This is a genomic window from Paenibacillus sp. NPDC056579 (assembly GCF_042793215.1).
GTDB lineage: Bacteria > Bacillota > Bacilli > Paenibacillales > NBRC-103111 > Paenibacillus_S.
On the sequence record NZ_JBHTVD010000001.1, the window covers coordinates 597036 to 622696 of the forward strand.

A 25661-nucleotide genomic window follows, 5' to 3' on the forward strand; every position below is an offset into this window, starting at 1 on the left:
ACATTCAAATCGAAAGGTGGTGCAGTCCCAGCTTGCAGCCGTTGCATTCGGAGCAGGCGGAGGGACGCAAACGAATGGCTTTGAAAATCGGGATTGTCGGAATGAACGGGATCGGCATGCGACATGCGGAATGCTACGCATCGGATCCGCTGGGGCAAGTGGTCGCAGTATGTGATGTCGTGAAGGAAAGAGCCGATAAGGCGGCTGAAAAGTATGGTGTCAGAGCCTACTACCGGCTGGAGGACATGCTGCAGCAGGAGCCGGAGCTGGATATCGTCGATGTGACGACCGGCGGGATAGATAACGGAAGCTGGCATTTCGAGCCGGCGATGCAGGCCATAGCCGCAGGGAAGCATGTATTGATCGAGAAGCCGCTTGCAAACGATATTCACGAAGGAAGAGAGCTGGTCCGCTTCGCAGCGGAGAAGAAGGTGACGCTCGGCTGCAACCTGAATCATTACTTCTCCCAGCCGGCGGAACGGGCAAGGCAGTATATGGACTCCGGAGATATAGGGGAGACGGTCTACTGTCTGGCGAAGATGGGCTTCAACGGCGGAGAAGAGATGTATTCGGCCCCGAAGTCTCCGAAGGATAAAGGCCAGCCTTATTTTCATATGAAAGCGTTCTTAACGCATCCATTTAGCGTAATGAGATATTATTGCGGCGATATCACGCATATCCAGACGTTCTCCAACCAGGCGGGATTCCGCAAGAGCGCCGGGGATATTACGGTTTCGATCAACAGCATCCACGTGAAATTCGCGAGCGGTGCCTCCGGTTATCTGCTCAGCCAAAGAGGCGACGCCACTTATGGTCTGGGCGGCTGGTGGAGCATGGAGGTCGGCGGGACCAAAGGAACGTTCTGCATCGAAAACTGCGTGGAAAAAGTCTCCTATTGGCGGGCTCAAAAGGGCGTACCGGTTATTGGAGCCCATCCTCAGCCAGAGGTCACTTCATCCGGTGTTACGGAGTTCAACTCGACCTTCAACAACCGGCTGCATGCCTTCCTCGAGGATATTACGAACGGGGTTCCGCGGGAGCATATACGGGCGTCAGGCAGAGATGCGCTGGCCGTTCTGGAGTACACATATGCCGTCATTGAATCATACGAACAAGGCGGGGCGGTAGTAAGACCTCATCCGCTGCCGGCATTCCACGGCGATCCGTTGGCGATGAAGTAAGAGCCGGCTGCTTCTAACATAATAAAAAAATAAGGGAGTGTAATCCATAATGATTAAGCTTGGTGTGAACTCGGTACTGTTCAAGGAATTCGATTTTGCCGATGCAGCCCGGCATATTGCGCTTAGCGGGTATGACGGCTTAGAGATATCGGCGATTCAGGGCATGTGCGAGCATCTGGATCTTGCCCGTTGGAAGTCCCAAGCGGCGGAGCTTCGGTCGATTGTTCAAGATAACGGCATCAGCTTCCTGTCGATGGAGTTCGGCAGCGTCAAGGACGAAGAGCGTCTCTTAACAGCCTTCGAAGCGGCAGCGGAGATCGGCATTCCCATCGTCAATATCGGACCGGGCGGCAAAACCGGTGTAGAAGAGGACGTGCAGCACTCGATCGACCAGCTGCAGCGCATGTCGGAGAAAGCAGCGGCCTTAGGCGTCACGCTATGCGTCAAGGCTCATATCGGCCAGGCGATTCATGACACTCCGACGACATTAAGAGCCATGTCGGAAGTGACTTCTTCGGCGTTCGGCATCGACATGGATCCGAGCCATATTTACCGGGCTAACGAAAATCCGGAGGATGCGCTGCCGGCCGTCATCAGTCGCGTGAAGCACGTCCATATCCGGGATTGCAAAGGACGCGAGCAAGGGCCGGGGCCGATCGAGCTGCAGGCTTGCGGACGCGGAGATATTAACCTGTTCGCCTACTGCAAAGCGATGGTCGATAATGCGTACGACGGGCCTGTCGTACTGGAAGTGATCGGTGCGAAGCCGGAGCATTCGCTGGCGCAGGTGTCTATTATCGCCGCAGAAACGTACGGATATTTGAACGCATGCTTGAAGCAGCTCGGGGCCAGGTAGTCCCCGAAGAAACCCGATTCCTAATGGACACGACAAGGAGCGTGAATAGCAATGTCTGCATCCGCCAAGAAGCCTAACTTGATCATATTGGGCATCGACAGCCTGCGAAGAGATCATATGAGCTCTTACGGCTACAATAAATTAACGACACCTCACCTGGATCAATTTGCCCGTGAAGGGGTATTGTTCGAGCAGCATTTCAGCCCGAGTATTCCGACGACACCCGCCTATGCAGCGATGCTCACCGGCAAAGACTGCTTTGGCACGAACGTGGTGGCGCTGCGTCATAAAGGGCAGGTAGGTGCCCCGACGCTGGCCGAGATTCTCGGCGATCAAGGCTATAACACGACTTGCGTAGGGTTTACCGGAAATCCGTCGTCACGCGGGTTTGAAACGTATTTGGACTATGAAGCATGGGCGCCTGATGAAACCGGAAGATGTCCAAAAGCGGAAAACTTGAACGCGGTAGCCATTCCCGAGCTGCACCGATTGGCGCAGGAGGATAAGCCGTTCTTCCTGTTTCTGAGGCATATGGACCCTCACTCGCCTTACTTGCCGCCGAAGCCCTTCGAGCGTATTTTTTACGGCGGCGATGAGCGCGACCCGTCGAACCAATCCATGGAGTCGGTTTATCAGTTCAAGCCGTTCGCCGACTTCTTGAAGTCGTGGATTCCGGATGGGGTGACGGATCACAAATATGTAAGCGCGCAATACGATGGAGCCGTTGCTTACATGGACGCGAGCATTCAGAGCATCTTCCAGGCAGTGGAATCGCTGGGCTTGACGGAGGAGACGTTGATCGTCGTCACATCCGACCATGGGGAAACCTTGTATGAGCACGATTGCTACTTCGATCATCATGGGCTGTATGATTGCACTCTGGTTGTGCCGCTTATATTCAAGTTCCCCGGCAGGCTGCCCTCCGGCAAACGGGTGTCTGACGTCACGGTCATCCATGACATTATGCCGACTATTTTGGAGCTGCTCGACATAGAGGAGCCTCTGGAAGCGGACGGACAGAGCCTGCTGCCCTCCATTGACGGGAAGCCGGAACGTCGCGTAAGCGAGCTCTATCTTACGGAATGCACTTGGATGCGCAAGCACGGCTGGCGTACTCCGCATTGGAAGCTGATCCGCGCGCTGGAGCCGGATTTTCACTTCAAGCCGGAGGTGGAGCTGTACAATCTGATTGAGGATCCGGAGGAAAACCACAATATCGCCGAGCAGGAACCGGAGATCGTCGAGCTGCTGACGGCCAGGATGGAATCGCATATTCAACGTCGCGAAGAGGAGACGGGGCGTACGAACCCGATCTATACGAACTTGGGGTGGCATGGCAAAGGGGATGCTCCGTTCACATCCTCCCAGCAAGCGTACGATACGCTGCATATCGGCAGTTCCCTCACAGCCAGGTCGCTTCAGGCCAAATCGAGCAAATAGGGAACGATAACGCGATACCGTTAGGAGGCCCGCGCAATGATACGAACTGCCGTAGTCGGCGTGAACAACATAGGCAATATTCATTGCCGTTATTACAATCAGCGCCCGGATACCGAGCTTGTCGCGGTATGCGATATCATGGAGGATCGGGCCAAGAGTGCGGCGATGACTCACGGGGTAAAAGCTTATACCGATCTCAGGCATTTGCTCGATAGCGAAGAGATCGACATGGTCTGCGTAGCTACGGGAGGGGAGGAAAAAGGCAGCCATCACTTCGACCCGGTGATGGCCGCCATCGAAGCGGGCAAGGATGTGCTCGTCGAGAAGCCTATTTCCAACTCGATCGAGGAAGCCAGAACCATGGTGCAAGCGGCGAAGGAGCGGGGAGTGCGATTCGGCTGCAATTTGAATCACCGGTTCACTCCCGCCGCATCGAAGGGCAGAGAATGGATCGATCGCAGCATGCTGGGAGCTCCCTTGTTCATCAACATGCGGCTGACCATCGATAATAAGGCGGATTTTACCGAATGGTTCCATATGCGGGCGCTGCATCCTCACTCTATCGATGTGATGCGGTATTTTTTCGGCGACGTGAAGCGGGTTCAGTCATTCATGTGCAAAGCCCCGGGACGCAAGACGTGGTCGACGGCCAGCGTCAATATGGAATTTGCCAATGGAGCGGTAGGCCATTTGACCGGAAGCTACGACATGTCGATGCTGCACCCGATTGAATGGTGCGAAGCCGCAGGGACGGAAGGCCGCTTCGTCATCGAGAATGTGTATGAGAGCATTACCTATTATCCTCGTCAAAGCAGTGAAAAGCTCGTTATGCAAAACTCGATTATGAGGGGAATGCAGGGCTTCAACGATACGTTCGGCAACCGGATCAACCGGTTTATCGATCAGCTGAAGCAGCAGGTAGCGCCTGAACAGATCGAAGGCTCCGGAGCCGAGGCGCTGGCAGCCCAGGAAATTATCGAAGCGGCAATCCGCTCGCATCAATCCGGCGGGAATGTCGTCGAGGTTCCTGCCATAAGATAGGGGGATGGACGAATTGGCAAACCGAATGCCCTTGGATATCCGTTCCGGCGGAGATATCCGGAAAAGACGGGTCTGGAAGCATATCAAAGCGTATTTGTTTCTCGCGCCCATTTTGGTATCGATAGGGCTGTTCAAATATACGCCGTTCGTCCACGCCTTCCTCCAATCGTTCTATGAATGGAACGGCGCGAACGTAAACCGTTTTATTGGGATGGACAATTTCATCGCGTTGTTTCACGATAAGACATTTTATGCTTCGATGAAGAACATCGCGTTGTTCACAGGCAGCTTCCTGCTCATTCAATTGACGTTTCCTCTGCTGGCCGCCATCGGTGTATATCGGATGAAACGGGAGAAGGTAAGCTCCTTGTTCAAATTTATGTTCGTCCTGCCGATGGTCGTGCCTCATATCATTGTTTTTCTATTGTGGAAGTGGATCTATGTCGGTGACGGGTTATTGGACCGGCTGCTCGAGGCCATCGGTCTGGGGCAGCTGATTCATGCCTGGCTGGGAGAGAGCGATACGGCGTTAGGGTCCATCGTCTTTATTAACTTTCCTTGGGTGTCCGGCATTTTTTTTCTGATTTATTTGGCAGGATTGGTAGCAATCCCCCGGGAGCTGGTAGAAGTCGGAGAGATGGACGGGATGAGCGGCCTGCAGCGGCTCCGGTATATCGAGCTTCCTCTGATTCGCAGCCAGGTTCGTCTCGTTCTTATTCTTGCCTTTATCCAACAGTTCCAAAGCTTCGAGAACGTGCTGGTGCTGACCAACGGCGGTCCCGGCTTTTCCACCTTGACGCCCGCGCTGTATTTGTATAAAAAAGGCTTCGAATACAACGAGCTCGGCTACGCTTCGGCCATAGGCGTCGTCGTATTTGTGCTGCTGCTTGCAGTTACTCTTGCGGCAAACCGGTTTATCAAGCCTGCGGATCGGGCGGATTAAGAGGGGGGACCACAATGAGAAGACTGGGTACGGTGACGAACTATTCCGTTATGACGCTGCTGCTTTTGCTGACGCTGGTTCCCTTTTATATGCTGATCATTACTTCGCTTAAATACCGTGATCAGGTCATTCATCAATTTTGGTCTCCGGCTCTTCCGCTGCACCTGAACAATTATGTCCAGGCGTTCCTTCAGCTGGGACCTTATTTATGGAATTCCATTTTGATCACTGCGGGTATTATCATCTGTGTGCTTGTCAATTCCACGCTGGCGGGATATGCATTCGCGCGGTTTTCTTTTATCGGCAAAGGGATCGCTTACTATTTGATCATTATGCTGATGATGGTTCCTTCGTTTCTCATTCTGATTCCTCAGTTCATTTTGTTCCGGGATCTCGGCTTGATCAATACGTATTGGGCGCAAATATTCGGGCCGATGGCCGGCGCTTCCGCGATGGCGACGATGCTGATCCGGACCTTTTTCGAAGGGCTGTCGAACAGCTTGCTCGAAGCGGCGGAGATCGAAGGGGCCGGCGATGTGCGTATTTATTGGCAAATAGCGGTACCGCTGTCCCTTCCCGTCATCTCGACGGTAGCCGTTATCAATGCGCTGCTTGGCTGGAACAATTACGTCTGGCCTTTGGTCGTAACCTCGGGCGACAAGGTGAAGCCGATCATCCTTGCGCTCGGAAGCGTGCACGGTCCCTTGGATCAGGTGCAGGGGCTGCAGTTTGCAGGCTATGTCATATCCTCCGTCCCTCTACTGCTGCTGTTTATTTTTGCAACGAAATCATTCGTTTCGGGAATTACGTCAGGTGCGGTCAAAGGGTAGAACAGGAGATCGTGGTTATATGACAGAGGAGGAAGCAGGGAAGAGGGCTTCAATAGCGATAAGATCAAGTGAGGTGACGTACATGAAGGTCCTTACACGTTGGACGGTTCCGCTTGCGGCCGTGACTTCCGGCATACTGGCGCTTAGTGCATGCAATGCCGATACGCCGGCGGGCGGCTCTGCGAAAAGCGATGGAAAAACGATCGAGCTGAGCGTAATGGTCATGCTGGAAAGCGATGGGGATGAAGCGGAACGCAAATCATGGGAGAGCATTGCCCAGACTTATAACGATTCGCACCCTGGTGTCAAGGTCAACCTGCAGCTGCAGCATTTTGCCGGTGTGGAGCAGCACCGTACTTGGGTGACGACCCAGCTGATCGGCAAGACAGCGCCGGATCTTTTTACAACCCGCTACATCTGGGATCAGGAGGATTTGAAAAAAGGGCTGCTCGTCGACCTGACTCCTTACTATAAGCAGAAAACGGCCTATTCCGGGGATCAGCCATGGGAGAAGCAGTTCCCGCCAACGATATTGCAGCAGCTGATCGGGGACGACAAAACGTACGCGAGCGTTCCGAACTACGTCAATTCCGTCCGTATTTTGTACAACAAGGATTTGTTTGCCCAGGCCGGCATCACGAAGGTGCCGCAGACATGGAATGAGTTCCTCGATGCGCAGGAGAAGCTGCTTAAAATCAACGTCGTTCCGTTCGCGTTCCCTAACTCCAAGCCGGGGGATTACAATTACAACTGGACGATCCGGATCTTGACGGAGGAGCTGGTGGCCGGCTCATACAGCAAGCTGGATATCGACAAGAGCGGCTTTATCGAAGTAAACGAATATGCGAGAGGCGTCGATCAAGGAATCATCGATATCGAGAAATCGCCGTACAAGGATGTATTTGCCATCGTCAAGAACTGGAGCAAATATTGGCCGAAAGGCTACAACGGCCTTGATTTCGAGACGGCGGGCGATTTGTTCCTTCGCGGCAAAGCGGCCATGGTCATGCGGACATCCGGGCAGAGCAAGCCTCTATTCGAAACGACGGCACGCAAATTCGAAATGGCGGCCTTCCCGCTGCCTTACTTAACGAAAGACAATCACCCCGACGCGCTGGGCAAGCTCATGGAGATCGGCGGCGTGCCTGCGGGAAATATGGCCATACCGAAAACCATTGCACCTGAAAAAATGGAGGCTGCGGTCGATTTTCTTGCCTATACTACGTCCCCTAAGGTCCAAGGTCTGCTGGCGGAAAACCTGTATCGTACGCCGGTTACAGAAAATGCGGCGCTGCCGGATAAATTGAAGGGCTTCCAGTTCGTCGGCGAACGAATGCAGCTCAACATTTATGCCGGAGAGGTTGACAAGAACGTCACGGAGCTTAATCAGAAGCTCGGTCAGCTGTATTTGGAGGGCTCGAGCACGCAGGACAAATATTTGGCGGAGTTAAAGAAAACGATGGTGGATGGAGTCAAGAAGAAGATGAGCGATAACCAGTGGACCAAAGAAAATAACTACGGGATCAAAGCTCCATGAAGCAGCCTCATATTTTGCTGATTATGCTGGACCAGCTTCGGTACGATTGTATTGGGTACAGCGGTGCCTACCCGGTGAAGACGCCGAATATCGATCGGCTGGCATCGGAAGGGATGTGGTTCGAGCATGCTTATACCCCGATCCCGACTTGCTGTCCGGCAAGGCAAGCATTCGTTAACGGACGGAGACCGGAAGCCTTCGGGGCGCTGTGGAATTTCAAGAACGGTCTGCCTGTCCCGGCGCTGGAACCGAAGGAATATGCTTGGCCACGGGAGCTGGGCAAGTTGTCGTATCGTAATGTTATGCTTGGCAAATGGGATGTTCATCCTCAGCATAGTCCGTTGGAATACGGCTATGATTTCTTCGTTGGGCTGGCTTCCTATACGGAAATGACCGAACGGAAGTATCCCGATGTCCGGTTTCGCGCAGGTTATGTCGGGGAGAGCAATCCGATTCCGCTGGAGGACTCTCAAACCCATTGGCTCGCTGACCAGGCTTCCGGCTTCATTAAGGAGCTGACGGCGAAAGGCGACCCATGGTACATTCAACTGAACTTCAGCGAGCCGCATCTTCCTTGCCGGCCGTCCGAGCCGTTCGCTTCCATGTATTCGGCTGAGGAAATCCCTGAATGGGGAGGGTTCCGCGAGACCTTTGCGAATAAGCCCTATATCCAAAGGCAGCAGCTGCACAGCTGGCAGGTGGATGCTTTCACATGGCAGGATTGGGCGCCTATCGTAGCCCGGTATTACGGCATGATCAGCCAAACCGACGATGCCATCGGACGTGTACTTCGTGCGCTGGACGAATCGGGTGAGGCGGAGAATACGCTCGTTATCTTTACGGCCGATCATGGGGATATGTGCGGTTCCCACGGGATGATGGATAAGCACTATATTTTATATGACGATGTCGTCAAGGTTCCGTTGATCGTAAAATATCCACCTCTAGTCCCGCAAGGCGCTCGGTGTAATTCCTTTATAAGCAATATGCTGGATTTGCCTCCAACCCTCCTGGAGCTGACGGGTGCTGCCATTCCTTCGTTTTTCGCGGGCCGCTCGTTTGCACCGCTTCTGGCGGAGGAGGAGGTCGCGGACTGGAGACCGCACATCGTAACCACTTATAACGGACAGCAGTTCGGACTGTATACCCAGCGCATGCTGCGTACGAAGCGGTGGAAATACATTTGGAACACGACGGATATCGATGAGCTGTACGACATGGAGCAGGATCCGTATGAGCTGCTGAACCGGATAGACGACCCAAGCTGCAAGGAGCTTGTGAAGCAGTATCGGATTTGGTTGTATGAAACCTTGGAGGCGGAAGGCGACGGCCTGGTGCAAAACGAGTGGATGCGAAATCAGCTGCTCCACAATGCCATTGTGTAAGTAGGCAATCTTGCCTATGCCAGTGCTAATGTATGGAGCGGTTGTGTGGACCGGCTCCTTTTATTTTTTGAAAAATAGGGGTCTCCTATCTTGTTCTGCAGCGATTCGTAATGTAAACTATGATTAGAATTCTAATTATAGGGAGAGTCATACAGCATGCCGAACAATCCTCCTGTAATGTCACGAATAGGAGTCATCTTCCTCACTTGGCAGCGGTATTTGCAAAAGCAGCTGGTTCCGCATCAAATTACGTTAAAACAGCAGTTCGTCCTTCGCAAGCTGGTTTCGAAGCCGGCTCTGAACCCATCTCAAATTGCCGAGTTTCTTTACTGCGACCGTCCGACAGCAACCGTCATCATCAACAACATGGAGCGGCAGGGCTGGGTGAAACGAAGCAAGGATCCGCTTAACAAAAAGATGGTCCAGATTGCGATTACGGAAGAAGGGGAGCATAAGCTGTCGTCCTTGCAGCCGGTTTTTCAATCTGCGAATGAGTTTGATCCTCTATCGTGTTTTACAGAGGAAGAGAAGCAGCAGTTAAGCGCGCTGCTGGGCAAGCTGTCGGATCATATCAAGCAAGTAAAGCATGAACCTGAGTAACAATCATGTTTATGCTTGTATAATGATTAGAGTTCTAATTATGATCTCGAGTTGAAGGAGAGATGCTGTATGGCTGCCGTCATCAACACAGGACCGCTACCGGAAGAGCGGGCACGAATCGTCGAGAAGCTGGTTCAGGAATGGATCGCGCTTCATCCCGGAATGGACGGATTTATTCTGACCGGCTCGATCTGGAATCCGGACACGCAGTTGCCTCATTCGGACATTGATATCAATTGGCACGGCTCGGCCAATGAAAGGATTCATGATCCGCGACTGGATACGCACAGTATCTTTCAGGCGGCGGGAATTACGGTTGAGATGGCGCATTATTTCTGGGGACATTTGTCGGAGCCTGAGTCCATGCGTCTGCCGGTTATCGTTTCTCTGAACCGGGCCCATATTTTGTGGGAGAGAGAAGGCCGATTCTCCATCCCCCAGCAGCGAACCTACGAACTGCTGAGTGACGCTCAATGGGTTGAGAGTGCGGTGGAGCGCCTCATTTCAGAAATGAAAGCGCGTGCAGAGCTGTGGCTCGATCCGGAATATTGCCGGGAGAATAAAGACGATCATCAAGGATTCGACTTCGTGAGATCGGTAGTAGGCCCGACCGTCGGTCTGCTGGATTCCGTTGATCTGCGACCTCCCAGCGCTGCGCGCAAAGGCTTGATGGAGATTACGCAAACGAGCGCGTTATGCGGCATGCCGGAAATCAGCGAGATGGTATTGACTTGTCTGGGAGCGGACTTAATGAGGGAAGAAGAGATTAGAGAATGGAACCGGCTGCTGGAGGAGCTCTATACCTCGGCTGCTGATCTATGTCCCGGGGTGCAGCTGGTGAAACGCGAGTACCACGTTCAGGGCATACAGTCTATGGTATCCATGGGATACTCTAGAGAATGCGTGTGGCCTCTTTGGCGCGGTTTCGCCGATTGTATGCAATTGCTTGAAGGTGTATCCGATAAGGGGGAGGAGGCATTCGTGAGGTTTGCCGAGCGGTTGCAAGCGTACACGATTGAGGATATTACTAAGAAAGCGAAGCAGAATATTGCCATAATTGAGCTAATCCAAGGAAACCGGCAGAGACTGTCCGAGCATCTGTTATCGGTGGTTCGATCGTCTAAATAGGGTTACACCTCTGAGGCAAAATATAATACAGCCCTCTGCCACGACCGGTGACAAAGGGCTGTGATGGTTTATCTGGACATCCAATCCGATGTGGTACTGCTAATCAATCGCTTATAACCCGGCAAAAACTCTTCATACACGTTGACGGTATATTGGGTCGTATTGATGGACAGCTCTTTGCTGTCCGCCGTCCATTTCTCGGTCCCCGAGCCGATGTCCCATCCTTTCGTCCCGGCGTCCTCAGGCTCCAGAGCGTAGGCCTCCTCATGGATTTTCTCTCCGGCGCCGTCGAGCAGCTCGACGATCACGCGCCGTTTATTCATCTCCGATACGATACTCAAATCCTTCAGCAGCGTGTAGTCGAAGGAATAGTTGACCTCGAATACGGCTCTTTTCTCGTTATAGTTCCAATACGGTTTGTTTTTGTCTTTGATGGTCAGCGTAAAAGGATAGAAATTCAATTCGCCGTCCTTAACGGGCTGCGAAGCGCTTTTTTCCGGCAACAAATATTCGGCTGCCTGGAGGAAAGAATCGGGCTTATCCGTCATGCCGGACAGCTTGCTGCCGGTAACGGCCAGCCCAAGCATGAGCTTAAGGCCTTGGATATCCGCGCCTTTAGGCAATACGGTCCAAGCGGTGAGAGATGCTTTTCCTTGGGGGATAACCCTTTGCTCGGTTACTTCCACCTCGGCAGGATATACGGCTCCTTCCGCCGTCACCAATTGCGTCACCCATTTATCCAACGGGTTATACCGTTTGTCGAGGTTAACGGCATCCACACGGACCGTCACCAATTGCCCGTTGGTGCTTTCGTAAACGGTCGGCGCTGAAGCCGAGTAAGCCCATTTTCCTCCGAGCCCGTTCATCTCGGTGGACTGCCCGGCGGCTACTTCTTTCACTGGTGCGGCCGTTTGCTTGCTCCATTCGGTACGATGAATGTTTTGAGGCTTGCCGTTCACATCGACGGCTTCCTGGAGGAGGATATCCCAGGCTTGCACGATTTCCTTAGGATCCAGATTGGCCTGCATGTATAAACGGGTTGATTGTCCGGGCTGAAGCAGCCGGATCGTATCGGTGGGTACGACCTGCGCCGTCCATTCCTGCGTATTATCCGCCCTGAATGTTCCGTTCAGCTTGGGAACGGGTACTGCTGCGTCTGAGACGTTAACGAGCGTAACAGCAGCGGTAACCAAATCGCGATGATCCCAAGGCCAGCGCTGCAAGGATTCCAACGAAGCGGTGAAGGTGCCTTCCGCTGCGATGAAGGTCCGTGATGCCCCGGGCTCGGCTCCCCCCGTGTCTGCCGGAATGGGCACGTACGAGGCGGGGACATACACTTTGGCCTGATTATTGGCTTCCGCAAGCGTTCGCGTGATGACCAAGCCGGCAGGGGAAGAATCGGTGTCGGTCTCGGCAGGCAATGTAGCAATCAAGGTAAAGCTCATGTCCGTTCCCGGCTCTATGATCAGACCTTCCGTCTTACGGTCAGGCGTCATGGAGTAGACCTGATCCTCGGAAGACTGCAGCCAGAAGCTCCAATCCGGCAGAGCAGCCGGAGCGGCTTGAGCGTTGCGGAAGGTTACGGTCCATGTGATCTCCTTATTTTTTCCCATGCTTCGTGAAGCCGTGCTGGCGATAGTGCCTTGAAGCGTTCCGTTATTCGCATTCACATCAACCACATTTCCTCCCGGTGCAGGGGCAGCGTCGGATAGTGCCACCGAACCGAGAAGGACGGAAAGGGAGGCCGAGTTGAAATCCCATCTGCCGACTTCTATAAGAAGACCGTCAGCATTAAGACCGTTGGCTACGGTTCCATAAAATCGATAAGTCCCGCTGGCTCCTGCAGGAACGAGCTTACGTTGCGCATCCTCCGGCAGCACCTTAAAGCTCAAGACGCTGGAGCGGGTCTTAACGGCAAAATAATAATCGTCCAACGGCAAATCCACGCTGCTGCCGTTGCGAATGGTGACCTCGAACGAGATTACCGACGAGGTCTCGTGCCGGAACAGCCTCGTATTGCCGACCTCAAGCACCTGCTCCGCTCCTAGCACGATTCGGGTTGTGCCTCTCTCCGAATCGGAGGACAGCTCCGGCTGATCCGCCGCCGATCCAATCATTGGCGGTAAGCAGGATGCAGTTACCGCCAATGCCAACATTGCCGATAGACCAAGCTTGGTCCATAATATCCGTTTCACTGGCATCTCCACCTTATTGTTCTCTCCCGGCTGTACGGGGCTCAAGCTATTCGTTCAAATAAGTTGTAACCCGGTTCTGGATCAAGCCGGCGGCAGCTTTTGCCGTTTTCGATTTATTGAAGAACGCTTGGGTTTCTTCTTTTACGATTTTCAATACGTTAGGGTCTCCCGCAGCATATTGGTCCGCTTTCTCCACGAGCTGCAGGATCGATTGAAATTGCTTCTCGTCAATTGCGGCCGACGGGGTAGCCCCATTGGGACCCTGCAGCTTGATCCTTCCGCTTGCGAGCTGCTCGACGGACTGCCTGAGCTGTTTTTCCAGGGAAGCCTTGTGAACGGCAAAGCCCATCATACCGGGCTTGGACTGGATGTTTTCCGACAAAAGAAATTGCAGGAATTTCCATGCCTCCGCCTTATTCTTAGATTTCTCGTTGATGCCGAACATAAGATCAGAGGTAATGGTAATTCCGCCTTTTTTGCCGCCAAGCGAAGGAGTGGCATAGATGGTTCCTTTCCCTTCGTACATCATTTGCGGCATGAAGAGCAGCTGCATGGGCATCGGGACGCTCATCGATTTGAACACATCCTTACCCACATTCGCCATGTCGGCTGTCTCCAGGATTTGCCCCTTGTCATACATGTCGCCGACCTGCTCCAGCAGGCTTATAAATTCCGGCGCATCGAATGCCGCTTTTTTACCTGTTACAAGCTTGCCGTATTGGCTCATTACGATATCCGAGATAAGATCTGTCTTGGGTTTGCCGGTCCAAACCGCCGTGGCGTTACCGCCGGTTTGAACGGCTTGCCGGCCCAAATCCAGCATCTCCTTCCAGGTCCACTTGGAATCGTCGACGGCGATTCCTTTCTCCGCCAGTAACGGCGTATTGCCCAGCGTCATGTTCATTTTGAAATGGACGGGAATTGCAAAGGTTTTTCCATCGAGCTTCATAGAGGTGAATACGCCCGTATAATAATCGGAGGCGCGGAACCCGCTATCTTTTTGGATGAGATCGTCCAGATTCGCGAGCAGCTTTTTGTCCGCATATTTGGCGTAAGGGAGGTTTTCTAACGCAATCAGATCGGTTCCTTTGCCGGACATCAGCTCGGCATTGACGCCGGTCCGGTACTTTTCCAGATCGGCCTCGCTGTTCTTGTCGCCCTCGGGGCTTCTCATAACCATCCTCTTTTCTCCGCCGCCCTCTGGGGTCGCTACATAGGAGCGAATATCGATATCGATATTCGGGTTCGCCTCCTCGAACAGCCGCTCCGCTTCCTGAAGGAAAGGATCTTTTTTCAGAACGGATACCGTTACGGTCGTTTTGCCGTTGTTCGCTGACGGAGAGCTGTTAGTGTCTGCAGGCTTGGAATTGCTGCTGCACGCGCTCAATGGCATAGAGAGCAGCACGGACGATAAAAATACGGTAGTAAAGCGGTGGTTTTTCATAGTTTCCAATCTCCTTTATCCCATGGATTCTTAGCTTAGCCGAACCTGATCGCCGTCACTAATCGGCTCGCTCGTTTCGGTAACAATCTTCTCGTCGGGTGAAATCATCCCGTTCAAAATCGCGTTCGTTTCATCCGAATCCTCGGTATGAACATATTTTTTGCGAACACGGAATTCGTTGCCGAGCGGGCGCTTCGTTTCTTCAACGGTATAAATGTATTCGCCCTGGGAATCTGTCTTAATAGCCGACTTGGGCACCAAGGGTTTGGGCGTTCCGACCTTCCGGCTTACCTGGAATTCCGCCTGCTCGCCGCCGATAAGCTTGGGGTCGGAGATAGCTACCGTAACCAGCTTCATACTGGAGGTGCTGTTCTGATTTTGACTCTGGCTCTGGCTCTGGTTTGAGCTGCCTCCCGAGTCGGCTTGGTCAATCTCGGTCACCTTCCCTTTCACGAAGCGGGGGACGGTCTCTTTAATCTTCACGTCAATGGTTTCGCCGGTGATCAGGCGGTTGGCGGAATCCGCATCCACTTTCGTTTCAAGCTCCCACCCCTGGGACAGGTCGGATAGTACGACGACGGCTTTGCCTTGAGATGAGGTGAGACCGACATCGGCCTGCAGGTCGTCGATCAGCCCGTCGAATGGCGCCGTAAGGGTGCTTTTATCGGCAATATCTTTGCGAATGCTCTCGATTTTGCGTGCTTGGATCGACATATCCAGCTTCAGCGCTGCGATTTGCCGTTTGATCTCCTCCAGTTTGGATGCTTCACCTCCCATTCCGTTCAGCTTCAATGAATCCTGCAATTTCTCCAGCTCCAGCTGCTGCTTGGCCAGCCGATCCTGCTCGTCGGCCCTATTTTTCTCGGCGGTGGAGGGATCCAGCACGATGAGCGGCTGTCCTTTGGTCACGGCGTCGCCTTCTTTGACCAGTACTTCTTTCACGACCCAGCCGGATGAATCGTACAGCGAGACGTTGCGTTTCGGACGAATCGAGCCCGACCCTTCGATATCATAGGAAAGCTGGCTGATCTGGGGCTTTTCGACAGACACCTTCGGAAGGATCATTTGCCGGTATGTATTCGAGAAAAAGGTGAGCAGGAGCAAGCATCCCGTAAAAATCCCCGCCGCACGACGGATCGTCCGTTTGCGCCTGGCACGGAGTTCTTCTTCCGCAATCCCTATCATGGGTATGCCTCCTCATTGATGGTAGTTAGCCTTTGATCCCCGATAATTGAATGCCTTGAATCAGCTCGTTCTCTCCATGCAAATACAGAAATACGATGGGAGTCATATAGAGCGAAGCCGCAGCAAACGCGACACCCCGGTCCCCTTCGTTAATTCGCGAAAGATAAACCGATAAAGGCTGCATCAGCGCATCCTGCAAAAACAGCAACGGCTGCTCCACCATATTCCAGTTGTCGACGAAGACAAGAATTTGCATGGCTGCGATACCGGGCATGGTCATGGGGATCATTACGCGCATAAAAATCGTTACATACCCGGCACCGTCGACCTTGGCCGCTTCCACGTAAGCCCAGGGGATATGGGACATAAACTGCCGCAGCAGGAAAACGCCGAATGCCGAGAAGATGCCGGGAAGGATAATGGCCGGATACGTATTCAGAAGTCCGAGCGCATCCATGGCGATAAAATTGGGAACCAGGGTCACCTGGAACGGCAGCAGCATGGTAATGATGTAGAGAAAAAACAAGCCGTCTCTGCCGGGAAAACGCAGCTTGGCAAAGGCGAAAGCTGCCATGGACGCCACAATGGTCTGTCCTGCCACGATGGGAACCGTTAACATGACGGAATTCCAGAACATGGATAAAAATTGCGGCTTATCCAGCAATACGAGTTGGAACTGCTCCAGCGTAACGAGATCGGGAATCCACTTCAAATTGGCGTATTCACCGGCTGCAGCATCGTCCCCAATCGCATCGTAATTGACTGCGATCTCGTTCTCGGACATAAACGAGTTGGTTACCGTTATAACCAGTGGCGCGAGCATCAACAGTGCTACGATGAGCATCGCAGCCGTCAGCAAGCTTTTGTTTGCTGCGTGTAGCATGGGATCATCTCCTAAGAGTTTTTCCGTGAGGAAAAACTGCATCGAAAGCAAAGGTTTGAGTTTTTCCGTGAGGAAAAACTGCATCGAAAGCAAAGGCTTGAGTTTTTCCATCCCGCCGTCATTCGATAGATTGCCGGAACCGCTTGTCAACTTGAAACAGCAGGACAACTACGGCGACGATTCCCGCAGCCATAATATAGGCGGCTGAAGTCAGCTTCTGGTAATCCAGCGACAGGAACATGTTGTTCATGTAGTGCTGAAGCATATAAATGCTGTCGTGGGGGTATTCGCCTGCCATCAGGTACGTCTCCCTGAACACCTTGAACGAGCCGACGACGGACATGATCGTGACGAAGAACAAAGTCGGGATCAAATACCGCAGGGTGATGCCGAAAAACTGCCTGACTTTGCCCGCACCGTCCATGCTTGCCGATTCATAGTAATCCTGCGGAATCGTTTGGAGTCCGGCGAGCAGCAGTACGACGTTATAGCCTGCATTTTTCCATATGTACATCAGGATGATGACAGCCTGTGCCTCGCCGCTTTCCATCCAATTGACCGGGTCGCGGCCCGAGCCGGCGAGCATGCCGTTCAGCCAGCCGTGGGTATCGAAGACGACCTGCCAGAACAATACGACCGAGGCTACCGGGACCACGAGAGGCAGCACGAAGGCGGTTCGGAACCATCTGCGGAGCGGAAGGCTGCGGTTCAGCAATACGGCGATGGATAGAGAGACCAAAAGGAGAAGCGGCACGCCGATACCGGTGAAGGAGAACGTATTGACGGCCGCCTTGCGGAACGAGGTGCTGTTCCACACCTCCTTATAGTTGTCCGCTCCTACGAACGTGCCGTCCACAGGGCTGTCCATCAGCGAATAATAAATCCCTCCGATAAACGGAATGAGATAAAATAGAGCAAACCCAATGAGACTGGGCGCCAAAAAGAGCAGCGCAGCCGGTCCGTCCCGATCGGGGCCGGATATACGCCGGAATAACGCCCAGTTGCTCCGACTCGCTTGACGGGCCATATACACGATCCTTTCTGTCTGATTTTTCCTTGCTTTCGGTAGTCAGTGTATCAGCGGTTTGTGATTCTTATGTGACAAGACGGAGCTTTTTTGCTTTAATGGGGGAAGAAATAAGTTGCAGGAGGGAAGCTTAGGATGAAAACCGTTATGGTGGTTGAGGACGAGCCGCTGATGCGGGAATTGATCGCAGACTACATGAAAAGCGAAGGTTTCTGTGTTGTGGAAGCCAAGAATGGGGCGGAGGCGTTAGACAAATTTGCCCAATCACCAGCCGACGCCGTCGTATTGGATATTATGATGCCTTACCTGGACGGTTTCGGAGTTTGCCAATTTCTTCGCAAAACCTCGGATACGGTAATCGTTATCGTAACGGCAAAATCCCAGGAATCCGACAAGCTTTACGGCTATGAGCTTGGCGCCGATGACTATGTGACGAAGCCGTTCAGCCCCAAGGTTTTGGTGGCAAAGGTGAAAGCGTTATTGAAGCGTGGCGGAAATTACATAGAAGCGGAGTCGGCGGTTGTCCATCGGGTGGAAGGGCTTGAAATCCGGGAAAAGTCATACGAGCTGCTGGTTGACGGTCAGCATGCGGACGTGACGCCGAAGGAATTTGAGCTGCTGCTGTACTTGTACAAAAACCGCAGCTTCGTACAAACCCGCGAAGCACTGCTGAATGGAGTATGGGGGTACGAATATGACGGGGATACCCGCAACGTAGATGCCGTCATCAAGCGGCTGCGCCAGAAAATGGGGCCTTATGCCGGACTCATTCACACCGTGAGGGGCAACGGCTACGTGCTCAGGGTGCGGACATGAAGTGGCGGGGAATCTCCTTCAAGCTGTTTGCCGCTACAAGCCTGGTGTTCATTGGCTGTCTCACCGTGATGATGTTTCTCCAGCTTGCCTTCTTCGAGCCTTATTATGTCCGCGACAAGACGAACAGCTTTCTTAGGGATTTCGAGCAGAGCCGGAACCGTTTTTTGTCGGAGAATCCTGGCCGTAATACGGTGCCGAACTATTTTGCCGAGCTGGAAGAGCAATATTATGCGGTGACCGCTGTTATGACGATCACAAATAATGAAGTCATGATCTCTGCGGGTAAAGGCATCGGCGGCAGAGATAAACAGCTACTCATCCGCTACCGCTTGCCAATGGATATTAAACCGGACACTCTGCCGTCCATCCCGGCGTTTCCGGATGCCGAGCGGGACAAGCTTCTGACCGGCGTGCAGCAATGGTTCAAGAAACCAGGGGAGATGGACAAGGTCCTTAAGCATTACCAGAAAGCAACTTTCTTCACCGACGTATCGCTGTCTGCAGGGCCGAACAACCGCGTGTTCGTAGTTGTAGCCCCTCTACAGGTAAAAAACGGTCAGGGAACGGTCATGATCGGAGTTTCGTCCCTGCAGCCGGTTGGTGATGCGGTCAATGCCTTCCAGGGATTTTACTCTTACTTTTATTTGCTGGCCGCGGCCGGAGCGCTGCTCTTGGTGCTGCTATATTCCAGAATGATCACCAGGCCGCTCCGGGCTTTAAATAAGACGGCTCAGAGGATGGCCAAGCTTGATTTCCGGCAAAAAAGCGGCATTCGCCGTAACGATGAAATCGGCAGCTTATCCGATACGCTGAACTTCCTCTCCGAGAACCTGGATAAGGCGCTGTCCGATCTGCAGAAGGCGAACGTGAAGCTGCAGGAAGACATCGAGCAGGAAAAACGGCTGGACCGCCTACGCCGCGAATTCGTTGCCGGAGTGTCGCACGAGCTGAAGACACCGATAAGTCTGATCGGCGGCTATGCCGAAGCGCTGCAGGACAATGTAGACGACGGCAAAAAGCGCGACCGCTACGCTGCCATTATCCGGCAGGAGACATCACGGATGGCCGGCATCGTGAACGATATGCTGGACCTGAGCCAGATGGAAACGGGCCAATACCGGCTCCAGCTGGACGAATTCCGGCTTGACGAAGCGGTACATTATATCGCGGGCAATCTACAGGAGTACGCCGGCAGCGGGGGGAAAACCATCGAGCTGGAGCTTCTGCCGGTCGCTGTCCATGCCGACCGGTTCCGCATCGAACAGGTCATCACCAACCTTTTGAGTAACGCGCTGCGGCATACCCGCGACGGAGGCAGACTTGGGATAAAGATGGAACAAGACTCGAAGGAGATTCGGACCATCGTCTGGAACGAAGGCGAGAGGATCCCGGAAGAGGAGCTGGCCCATCTATGGGACCATTTTTACAGAGTAGAGAAGTCGAGAGAGCGGGATTCCGGCGGTACTGGTATCGGACTTGCGATTGTCCGGCAAATTATGCAGCTGCATGGCGGGCAGTTCGCAGTCCGCAACACGGAGGAAGGTGTGGAATTCAGTTTTTCGTTGCGGACAGAATGATGATGATACCGGATTAGGCATTTCTTATATTCTGAAGAATACAATGGGTTATGAACATGCCGTCGGGAGGGGAATCATCATGCCTTACTTGCAGTACCCGTATCTGGGTTGGAAACAGCAATGTACGTATGTCCCTATCGTCTTTCCGCCGCAGCATCAAGATAGACAACCGGGGTTTGAATATGTAATGAATCCGCGTCCGATATCCGATAATCCGTCCTACACAGGCAGCGGGAGGTTAAGGAATAAAATCGCGATTATTACAGGAGGAGATAGCGGGATCGGACGTGCTGTAGCGATTGCCTTTGCAAAGGAAGGTGCCGATCTGGCCATCGCCTATCTGGATGAGCACCAGGACGCGGCTGAAACCAGACAAATGATTAACAGCCTTGGCCGCCATTGTGTTCTGATCCCTGTTGATTTAAGAGCGGAGGAGGGCTGCCGGCTGGTTGTAGATACTGCGATACGCACGTATGGCCGGCTTGACATCCTGGTGAATAATCATGGCGTCCAGTTTCATCAGCATAGCATTATGGATATTACGAGAGAGCAGCTGCTCAATACGTTCCACACAAACATTATTTCCTTCTTTGATATGACGAAAGCCGCTTTGCCGCATTTGAGGCCCGGAAGCTCCATCATTAATACGACCTCGGATACGGCTTTTTCAGGAGCTAGGTTTATGATCGATTACACGGCAACGAAAGGTGCCATCGTCTCCTTTACACGATCGTTATCCCTCTCGCTTGCCGATCAGGGAATCCGGGTTAACGCAGTGGCCCCGGGACCGACTTGGACTCCGCTCATCCCGTCGGCATTTACTGCGGAGCAAGTGACCACCTTCGGAACGGAAGTTCCGCTGGGACGGCCTGGGCAGCCGTTTGAATTGGCACCCGCTTACGTTCTTCTGGCTTCCGATGATGCCTCTTATATATCGGGCCAGGTTGTTTTCGTTAACGGAGGATCGATTGTTGTATGAGCAAATAGTTCCAGTAATGGTTGAATAATGAGGGGCTTAGCACTTGCTTGGAAACATAGACGAGGCGCGGGTCCTTTTTTGTCGTGCAATAATGATTGCTGCACTTGGCTATGGTTCCATGAACCATAGCGGCTCATACTGAAATTCGTGCCACACCCTTCTCAAGCAAGGATCTGTACGCTACAATAGATCAAGAATAATGAGAATTGTTCTCATTGCATTAATGAAAGTGAAGAGGAGGAGTTCACGATCAACACGTTTGTCAGAACCTCCAATATTGAGCGTATGCAGCATATGTGGTTTACGTTGGATTATTTGTTCAGCAAACAGTGCCGGCCGGGGTGGAGCTTTCAGCGCAGGCTAATGAAGCGGCATGCTTTGCTTTTTGTTACAGGCGGGCAATTGGAGCTGTGTGTCGATGGGGAATGGCATCGGTTAGAGTCAGGCCAATATGCGCTTCTAGCGCCGGGGGAGCTCGCGGAAGCCAGAGTGTCCTCTTCGGAACCGTCGGATATTGTTCTCCTGTCCTTTTCCTATGGTGAGGCGAGACCGGACAAGAAAGGGAACGTGTTGGAGGAACCCAATGCCCTATTATTCGATAATCATTTACTAAGGGGATTGCCGTTCGGGCAAGCGGTCCTCCCATTGATAGAACAGCTGGAAATAACTGGTTTGGAACGGGGTGCAATGGGCCACTGGAAGCAGACTATTGTATTTCAGCAGCTGCTGTTCACCTTGGCCACCGAGGCGCAAAAAAGAAAGCAAGCCCAAGGCGGGATGCGTGAAGCGATACAACAGCTGGTATCTTATCTGGATGAATACTATATGAATGCGGATTTATCGCTGCAATCGTTGGCCGAGTCCTACGGCATCAGCTGGAGCAACTTCTCGGGAATTTTCAAGAAATATGTTGGCGTTAAGCCCATCGACTATTTGACGCAGCTGCGGATGAATCATGCGAAATCACGCTTGCTGCAGTCTGTGCGCATGGAGGAAGTAGCCCAACAGGTTGGTTACCGCGACCCGCTGTATTTCAGCCGCACGTTCAAAAAAAATGTTGGTATTACACCGTCTGAATATAGAAAAATAAGCGCCAAGGAAAATATCATTACGCTTTCTCCCCATGTGAACGATTACTTGCTGGCATTGGACATGCAGCCCTTCGCTACGCTTCCTTACGCTGGAAACGACCATACGGAAGGTCTGCTTCCCTACATTGCCGATAAGCTTAGGGGGACGCGGCTCATCGGAGAAGAATTTCAGCACGATCCGGATACGCTGGTTAGCGCCAATCCAAGAATGATTCTCTCTTTCGATGGTCTATGGACAAGTCTGGCTTCCTTACAAAACATAGCCCCGACGGTCAATATTAAGCTTAAGGATGATTGGAGGAGCCTGCTGTTTGAATTATCGGCGATGTTTGGCCGAAAAGCGCAATATGTTCAATGGATTAGGCATTTTGAACAAAAAGCGTCTCTGGCCAGAAGACGTCTGGCACAGGGATGGAAGCGTAACGAGACCGTCATGGTGCTGATTGCGTCTTCCAACGAGCTCAGAGTATACGGAGGGAGAAGACAGCTTGGAGAAGTATTGTACCGAGAGCTGCGGCTGCTGCCGCCGCAAGGCATTACGCTGCAGGATCATTATACGTGCGTAACTCCGGAGCAGCTTCGGCGGTTTGAACCGGATCATATTTTCCTTGCGACAACGAACTCCAATCTAACCGGAGCACAAGTGAAGGAGCTGCGGGAAAGCGATGCGTGGAACCGGCTATCTGCAGTCCGCAGAGGCAATGTATACGAGGTGTCGAGCTGGTTGAACGGGCATGCTCCGATTCAGCACAGCTTGTCCATCGATATTGCCGTAAGCCACTTGTTGAAAGGAGCTTCGCAATAGCTCCAGGCATCAGGGGCGGGAGGGCAGTGTAAAGTAAGATTTTATCCATACATTTACAAGATTATGTACATTGAAAGATACATGCCCCTCTCCTATAATCTAATTGAGAATGAATATCAACTAGAATTAAGTGGGGGAATGGCATGTACAGAAAAAAACGAACAAGATGGATCGCACCTGCTTTACTGTTGGCGTGTGTCATAGGGTTTACGGCGGGATGTGCAGGCAAACAGGGTGCACCTGCCGATCAGCAGAAAGCTCCGGAGCCGGCCATGGCTTCCGCAGAGCGTAACGTCAAGCATCTGTTAGGTGAAACGGTGATCAAAGGTGAGCCTTCCAAAATCGTATCCCTGCATCCGTGGCTTACGGACTTCTTGCTGTCTATGGACTTGAAGCCTGTAGCGGCTCCAAGCTCGGGACCGAACAGCAGCAAGTTTTCCTGGTACCTCGAGGACAAACTGACTGCGACGAAAAACATCGGATGGCAAATTCCGCAAGTCAATCTAGAGTCGGTGCTGGCTCTTGAGCCGGATTTGATCGCAGCCAACCAAAACCATGACAAGGTCTATGATCAGCTGACCAAAATTGCGCCAACCATCGCTATAGAGCCGGTTAAAGACGATAAAGGGAACCGGAAAATGAGAGAAACGTTCCTGGCCTTTGCCCGCATGCTGGACAAAGAGGCACAAGCGAAGCAGGCCATCGCCAAGTACGACGAGCGCGTGAAGCAGGGAAGGGAGCGGGTGAAGCAGAAAATCGGCAATCAGACCGTCATGTTTCTCCGCGTAACGGATAAGGACCTTCGATATTACAGTCCGTCGCTCTTCGAAGTATTGTACAGCGATCTCGCGCTTACGCCGCCGCCGCTGATTCCGGATTCATCCAAATCGTATGACGCTTTGGCTATCGAAAAGCTGCCGGAAATCAACCCTGATCATATATTCCTGCTGGTTGAGAACGAGGATAAAGTAACGGAGATCGAGAAGCTTAGCCTATGGAAGCAGCTGAATGCGGTAAAGAACGGTCATGTCTATAAAGTCGACTACGATTTATGGTTCCAGGGCTTCGGTCCGATCGCTAACGAGAAGATGCTGGATGACGCTGTGAAGAAGCTGATTCAATAACGGCAGGGAGGTTCTACGACATGTCGCCAAGATCCGAAACGGCAGAGGGGAATATCGATTCTGCGTCGATCCCCAAGCAATACTGCGCACAAGTATCGGCAAATTATAACGAGGACCCGATCGGCTCAGCACCCGGACATCATACCTATTTGCTGGTAGAAGTACCGCTTCCATGGCATCACCAGGTCGAGCAATCCGTCCATTTTCCGAACGGGCTGAATGATCTATTGCAGCAAGCGGCCGAGCGGGGGAGGAAATTCCGATTTTTATCCTTCGCCTCCGACATGCTGGCCTCACCGCGTGGATGGAGAAGAGTCATAAGCTATCGCAAAGCCGGCTCCCCGTTCGCGAGATTTTGCAAAAAGGAGTATATCGTTCCGGAGCAAGCTGTGAACGGTTTGGCGGAATCGCTGCTTGAAGACCGGTCGGCAGTCTCATTCGAAGAGTATGAGGTTCACACCGACGGTGTACGAGATTTGTTCGTCTGCACTCACGGCAGTCACGATGTATGCTGCGGCAAGTTCGGATATCCCATGTACAAGGAGATCGAGCAGCGTTACACAGACGTTGAGGACGCAAACGTTAGAGTATGGCGCACCAGCCATTTTGGCGGGCATCGTCATGCGCCTACTTTACTCGAATTGCCGGACGGCAGGTATTGGGCCCAGTTAAAACCGGAGCTGCTGGATGCGCTGCTCTTGCGCAAAGGCGATGTGCGGCAGCTATCCCGCCATTACCGGGGGTGGAGCGGACTAAGCGCCTTCGAGCAGGTGGCGGAGCGTGCCGCTTTCATGGAGCAGGGCTGGGCATGGGACCGTTATTAGAAAGTAATCCTGATGGAGAACAAGGATGACCAATCGGCAGTCGTAGCTTTGAATTACCATTCTCCTGACCGTATGGTGCAAGGACAGTATGTTGCCCATGTACGGATCTCACATACCGTTGTCTTAACCGGAGGCTGCGGGCATGGACCGGGCGAAGCCAAACAGTACGAATTGGTAAGCTGGGACAAGAGTGGAGGTCTGTAGTCTCGCTGCCGGGAGCCCACAATGGGCAGAAGAAGGATTCGACATTTTTCAATAATTGGGGAAGGCTGCTCCTGATAGATCAGGCTGCGGCCTTTTTTCATGTACAAGTCCAGCTTTTTGATAGATATGGTAAGCAAACATGTATTGAAATTTTACAAATTTGAATTATATTTAATAGTAGTAAACATTAGATTATGGTTGGTTTACTAGCAGAACTAGCGGGAGGATTACATAGCGTTAATGCAGCATGAATGGCTGGGGATTACATTGGGGGCTACAGAAGGGGCAGTAGAAAGAGAAAATAAGAAAAAGTCGTTCAAAGAAAAGAGAATGAAAACCAACACAAAGCACTACCCAACTTATCTGTTTTATGGTAAGTCTATAAGTGAAAAATTACTAACTAGAAAGTATGGTGTTCTATGCCCGCAGTCAGTCGAATTTTGTTGTACATCTTGGAGTATGGTGCAACGGGCCTCTTTACATTTTCGATATTTCGCCTCTTGTATGGAAGAAATCCGGTAAAAATTATCCTCATTACTACGTTGATGGGAATCATTCAATTCTAT

General features: G+C 52.4%; 23 protein-coding genes. 18 read left to right on the forward strand and 5 right to left on the reverse strand.

All coding sequences use genetic code 11. The features are described from left to right. Positions 1-32: 32 nt before the first annotated feature. The 10 genes from ACFQ88_RS02825 to ACFQ88_RS02870 all read left to right on the forward strand — a co-directional run bounded on the left by ACFQ88_RS02825 (position 33) and on the right by ACFQ88_RS02870 (position 10941). Entirely contained in the window at positions 33-1181 is a 1149-nt protein-coding gene (locus ACFQ88_RS02825; RefSeq protein WP_239634918.1) for a Gfo/Idh/MocA family protein, read from the forward strand. Positions 1182-1230: 49 nt separating this feature from the next. Then, positions 1231-2037 carry a sugar phosphate isomerase/epimerase family protein gene (locus ACFQ88_RS02830; RefSeq protein WP_379451613.1) on the forward strand — a complete coding sequence of 269 codons (807 nt, stop codon included), beginning with the start codon at positions 1231-1233 and terminating at the stop codon, positions 2035-2037. A gap of 51 nt (positions 2038-2088) precedes the next feature. Continuing rightward, complete coding sequence (locus ACFQ88_RS02835; RefSeq protein ID WP_379451615.1) at positions 2089-3477, forward strand: sulfatase family protein; 1389 nt, start codon at positions 2089-2091, stop codon at positions 3475-3477. Positions 3478-3513: 36 nt separating this feature from the next. Continuing rightward, positions 3514-4518: a Gfo/Idh/MocA family protein gene (locus ACFQ88_RS02840; RefSeq protein ID WP_379451617.1), complete on the forward strand. Its 1005-nt coding sequence runs from the start codon at positions 3514-3516 to the stop codon at positions 4516-4518. A 13-nt stretch (positions 4519-4531) separates the two neighbouring features. Next, positions 4532-5461, forward strand: a complete 930-nt coding sequence (locus ACFQ88_RS02845; protein WP_239634922.1) for a carbohydrate ABC transporter permease — start codon at positions 4532-4534, stop codon at positions 5459-5461. Between the two features lie 14 nt (positions 5462-5475). Next, positions 5476-6291: a carbohydrate ABC transporter permease gene (locus ACFQ88_RS02850; RefSeq protein WP_239634923.1), complete on the forward strand. Its 816-nt coding sequence runs from the start codon at positions 5476-5478 to the stop codon at positions 6289-6291. 82 nt (positions 6292-6373) lie between these two features. Further along, positions 6374-7828, forward strand: coding sequence for an ABC transporter substrate-binding protein (locus ACFQ88_RS02855; RefSeq protein WP_379451620.1), 1455 nt, complete (start codon positions 6374-6376; stop codon positions 7826-7828). Continuing rightward, complete coding sequence (locus ACFQ88_RS02860; protein ID WP_379451622.1) at positions 7825-9213, forward strand: sulfatase family protein; 1389 nt, start codon at positions 7825-7827, stop codon at positions 9211-9213. Before ACFQ88_RS02855 ends, ACFQ88_RS02860 begins: the two co-directional genes overlap by 4 nt. Positions 9214-9369: 156 nt before the next feature. Continuing rightward, on the forward strand, positions 9370-9813 hold the full coding sequence (locus ACFQ88_RS02865; protein WP_379451624.1) for a MarR family winged helix-turn-helix transcriptional regulator: 444 nt from the start codon (positions 9370-9372) through the stop codon (positions 9811-9813). Positions 9814-9882: 69 nt separating this feature from the next. After that, positions 9883-10941, forward strand: a complete 1059-nt coding sequence (locus ACFQ88_RS02870; protein ID WP_379451626.1) for a hypothetical protein — start codon at positions 9883-9885, stop codon at positions 10939-10941. Positions 10942-11009: 68 nt separating this feature from the next. Here the strand turns inward: ACFQ88_RS02870 and ACFQ88_RS02875 are convergent, their stop codons facing one another. The 5 genes from ACFQ88_RS02875 to ACFQ88_RS02895 form a co-directional block, all read right to left on the reverse strand. Further along, positions 11010-13136: a hypothetical protein gene (locus ACFQ88_RS02875; protein WP_379451628.1), complete on the reverse strand. Its 2127-nt coding sequence runs from the start codon at positions 13134-13136 to the stop codon at positions 11010-11012. Between the two features lie 46 nt (positions 13137-13182). Continuing rightward, on the reverse strand, positions 13183-14580 hold the full coding sequence (locus ACFQ88_RS02880; protein WP_379451630.1) for an ABC transporter substrate-binding protein: 1398 nt from the start codon (positions 14578-14580) through the stop codon (positions 13183-13185). A 30-nt stretch (positions 14581-14610) separates the two neighbouring features. Next, positions 14611-15765 carry an efflux RND transporter periplasmic adaptor subunit gene (locus ACFQ88_RS02885; RefSeq protein ID WP_379451632.1) on the reverse strand — a complete coding sequence of 385 codons (1155 nt, stop codon included), beginning with the start codon at positions 15763-15765 and terminating at the stop codon, positions 14611-14613. A 25-nt stretch (positions 15766-15790) separates the two neighbouring features. Next, positions 15791-16648 (reverse strand): carbohydrate ABC transporter permease, encoded by an 858-nt coding sequence (locus ACFQ88_RS02890; RefSeq protein WP_379451635.1) that lies wholly within the window; start codon positions 16646-16648, stop codon positions 15791-15793. Positions 16649-16766: 118 nt separating this feature from the next. After that, positions 16767-17675 carry a carbohydrate ABC transporter permease gene (locus ACFQ88_RS02895; protein ID WP_379451637.1) on the reverse strand — a complete coding sequence of 303 codons (909 nt, stop codon included), beginning with the start codon at positions 17673-17675 and terminating at the stop codon, positions 16767-16769. 135 nt (positions 17676-17810) lie between these two features. Here ACFQ88_RS02895 and ACFQ88_RS02900 point away from each other — a divergent pair, with 135 nt between their 5' ends. The 8 genes from ACFQ88_RS02900 to ACFQ88_RS02935 all read left to right on the forward strand — a co-directional run bounded on the left by ACFQ88_RS02900 (position 17811) and on the right by ACFQ88_RS02935 (position 25617). Next, positions 17811-18491, forward strand: coding sequence for a response regulator transcription factor (locus tag ACFQ88_RS02900; protein ID WP_379451639.1), 681 nt, complete (start codon positions 17811-17813; stop codon positions 18489-18491). Next, positions 18488-20068 carry a sensor histidine kinase gene (locus tag ACFQ88_RS02905; RefSeq protein WP_379451641.1) on the forward strand — a complete coding sequence of 527 codons (1581 nt, stop codon included), beginning with the start codon at positions 18488-18490 and terminating at the stop codon, positions 20066-20068. Before ACFQ88_RS02900 ends, ACFQ88_RS02905 begins: the two co-directional genes overlap by 4 nt. A 79-nt stretch (positions 20069-20147) precedes the next feature. Further along, a complete protein-coding gene (locus ACFQ88_RS02910) occupies positions 20148-21047 on the forward strand; it encodes an SDR family oxidoreductase (protein ID WP_379451643.1) in 900 nt (299 codons plus the stop codon). A gap of 294 nt (positions 21048-21341) precedes the next feature. Beyond that, the gene (locus tag ACFQ88_RS02915; RefSeq protein ID WP_379451645.1) at positions 21342-22943 is read left to right on the forward strand and encodes an AraC family transcriptional regulator; all 1602 of its coding nucleotides are present in this window, start codon (positions 21342-21344) and stop codon (positions 22941-22943) included. A gap of 143 nt (positions 22944-23086) precedes the next feature. Further along, a complete protein-coding gene (locus ACFQ88_RS02920; RefSeq protein ID WP_379451647.1) occupies positions 23087-24067 on the forward strand; it encodes an ABC transporter substrate-binding protein in 981 nt (326 codons plus the stop codon). A gap of 20 nt (positions 24068-24087) precedes the next feature. Continuing rightward, on the forward strand, positions 24088-24891 hold the full coding sequence (locus tag ACFQ88_RS02925) for a ferredoxin family protein (protein ID WP_379451649.1): 804 nt from the start codon (positions 24088-24090) through the stop codon (positions 24889-24891). 12 nt (positions 24892-24903) lie between these two features. Continuing rightward, a complete protein-coding gene (locus tag ACFQ88_RS02930; protein ID WP_379451651.1) occupies positions 24904-25095 on the forward strand; it encodes a hypothetical protein in 192 nt (63 codons plus the stop codon). 240 nt (positions 25096-25335) lie between these two features. Then, positions 25336-25617: a hypothetical protein gene (locus ACFQ88_RS02935; RefSeq protein ID WP_239634937.1), complete on the forward strand. Its 282-nt coding sequence runs from the start codon at positions 25336-25338 to the stop codon at positions 25615-25617. Positions 25618-25661: the final 44 nt, after the last annotated feature.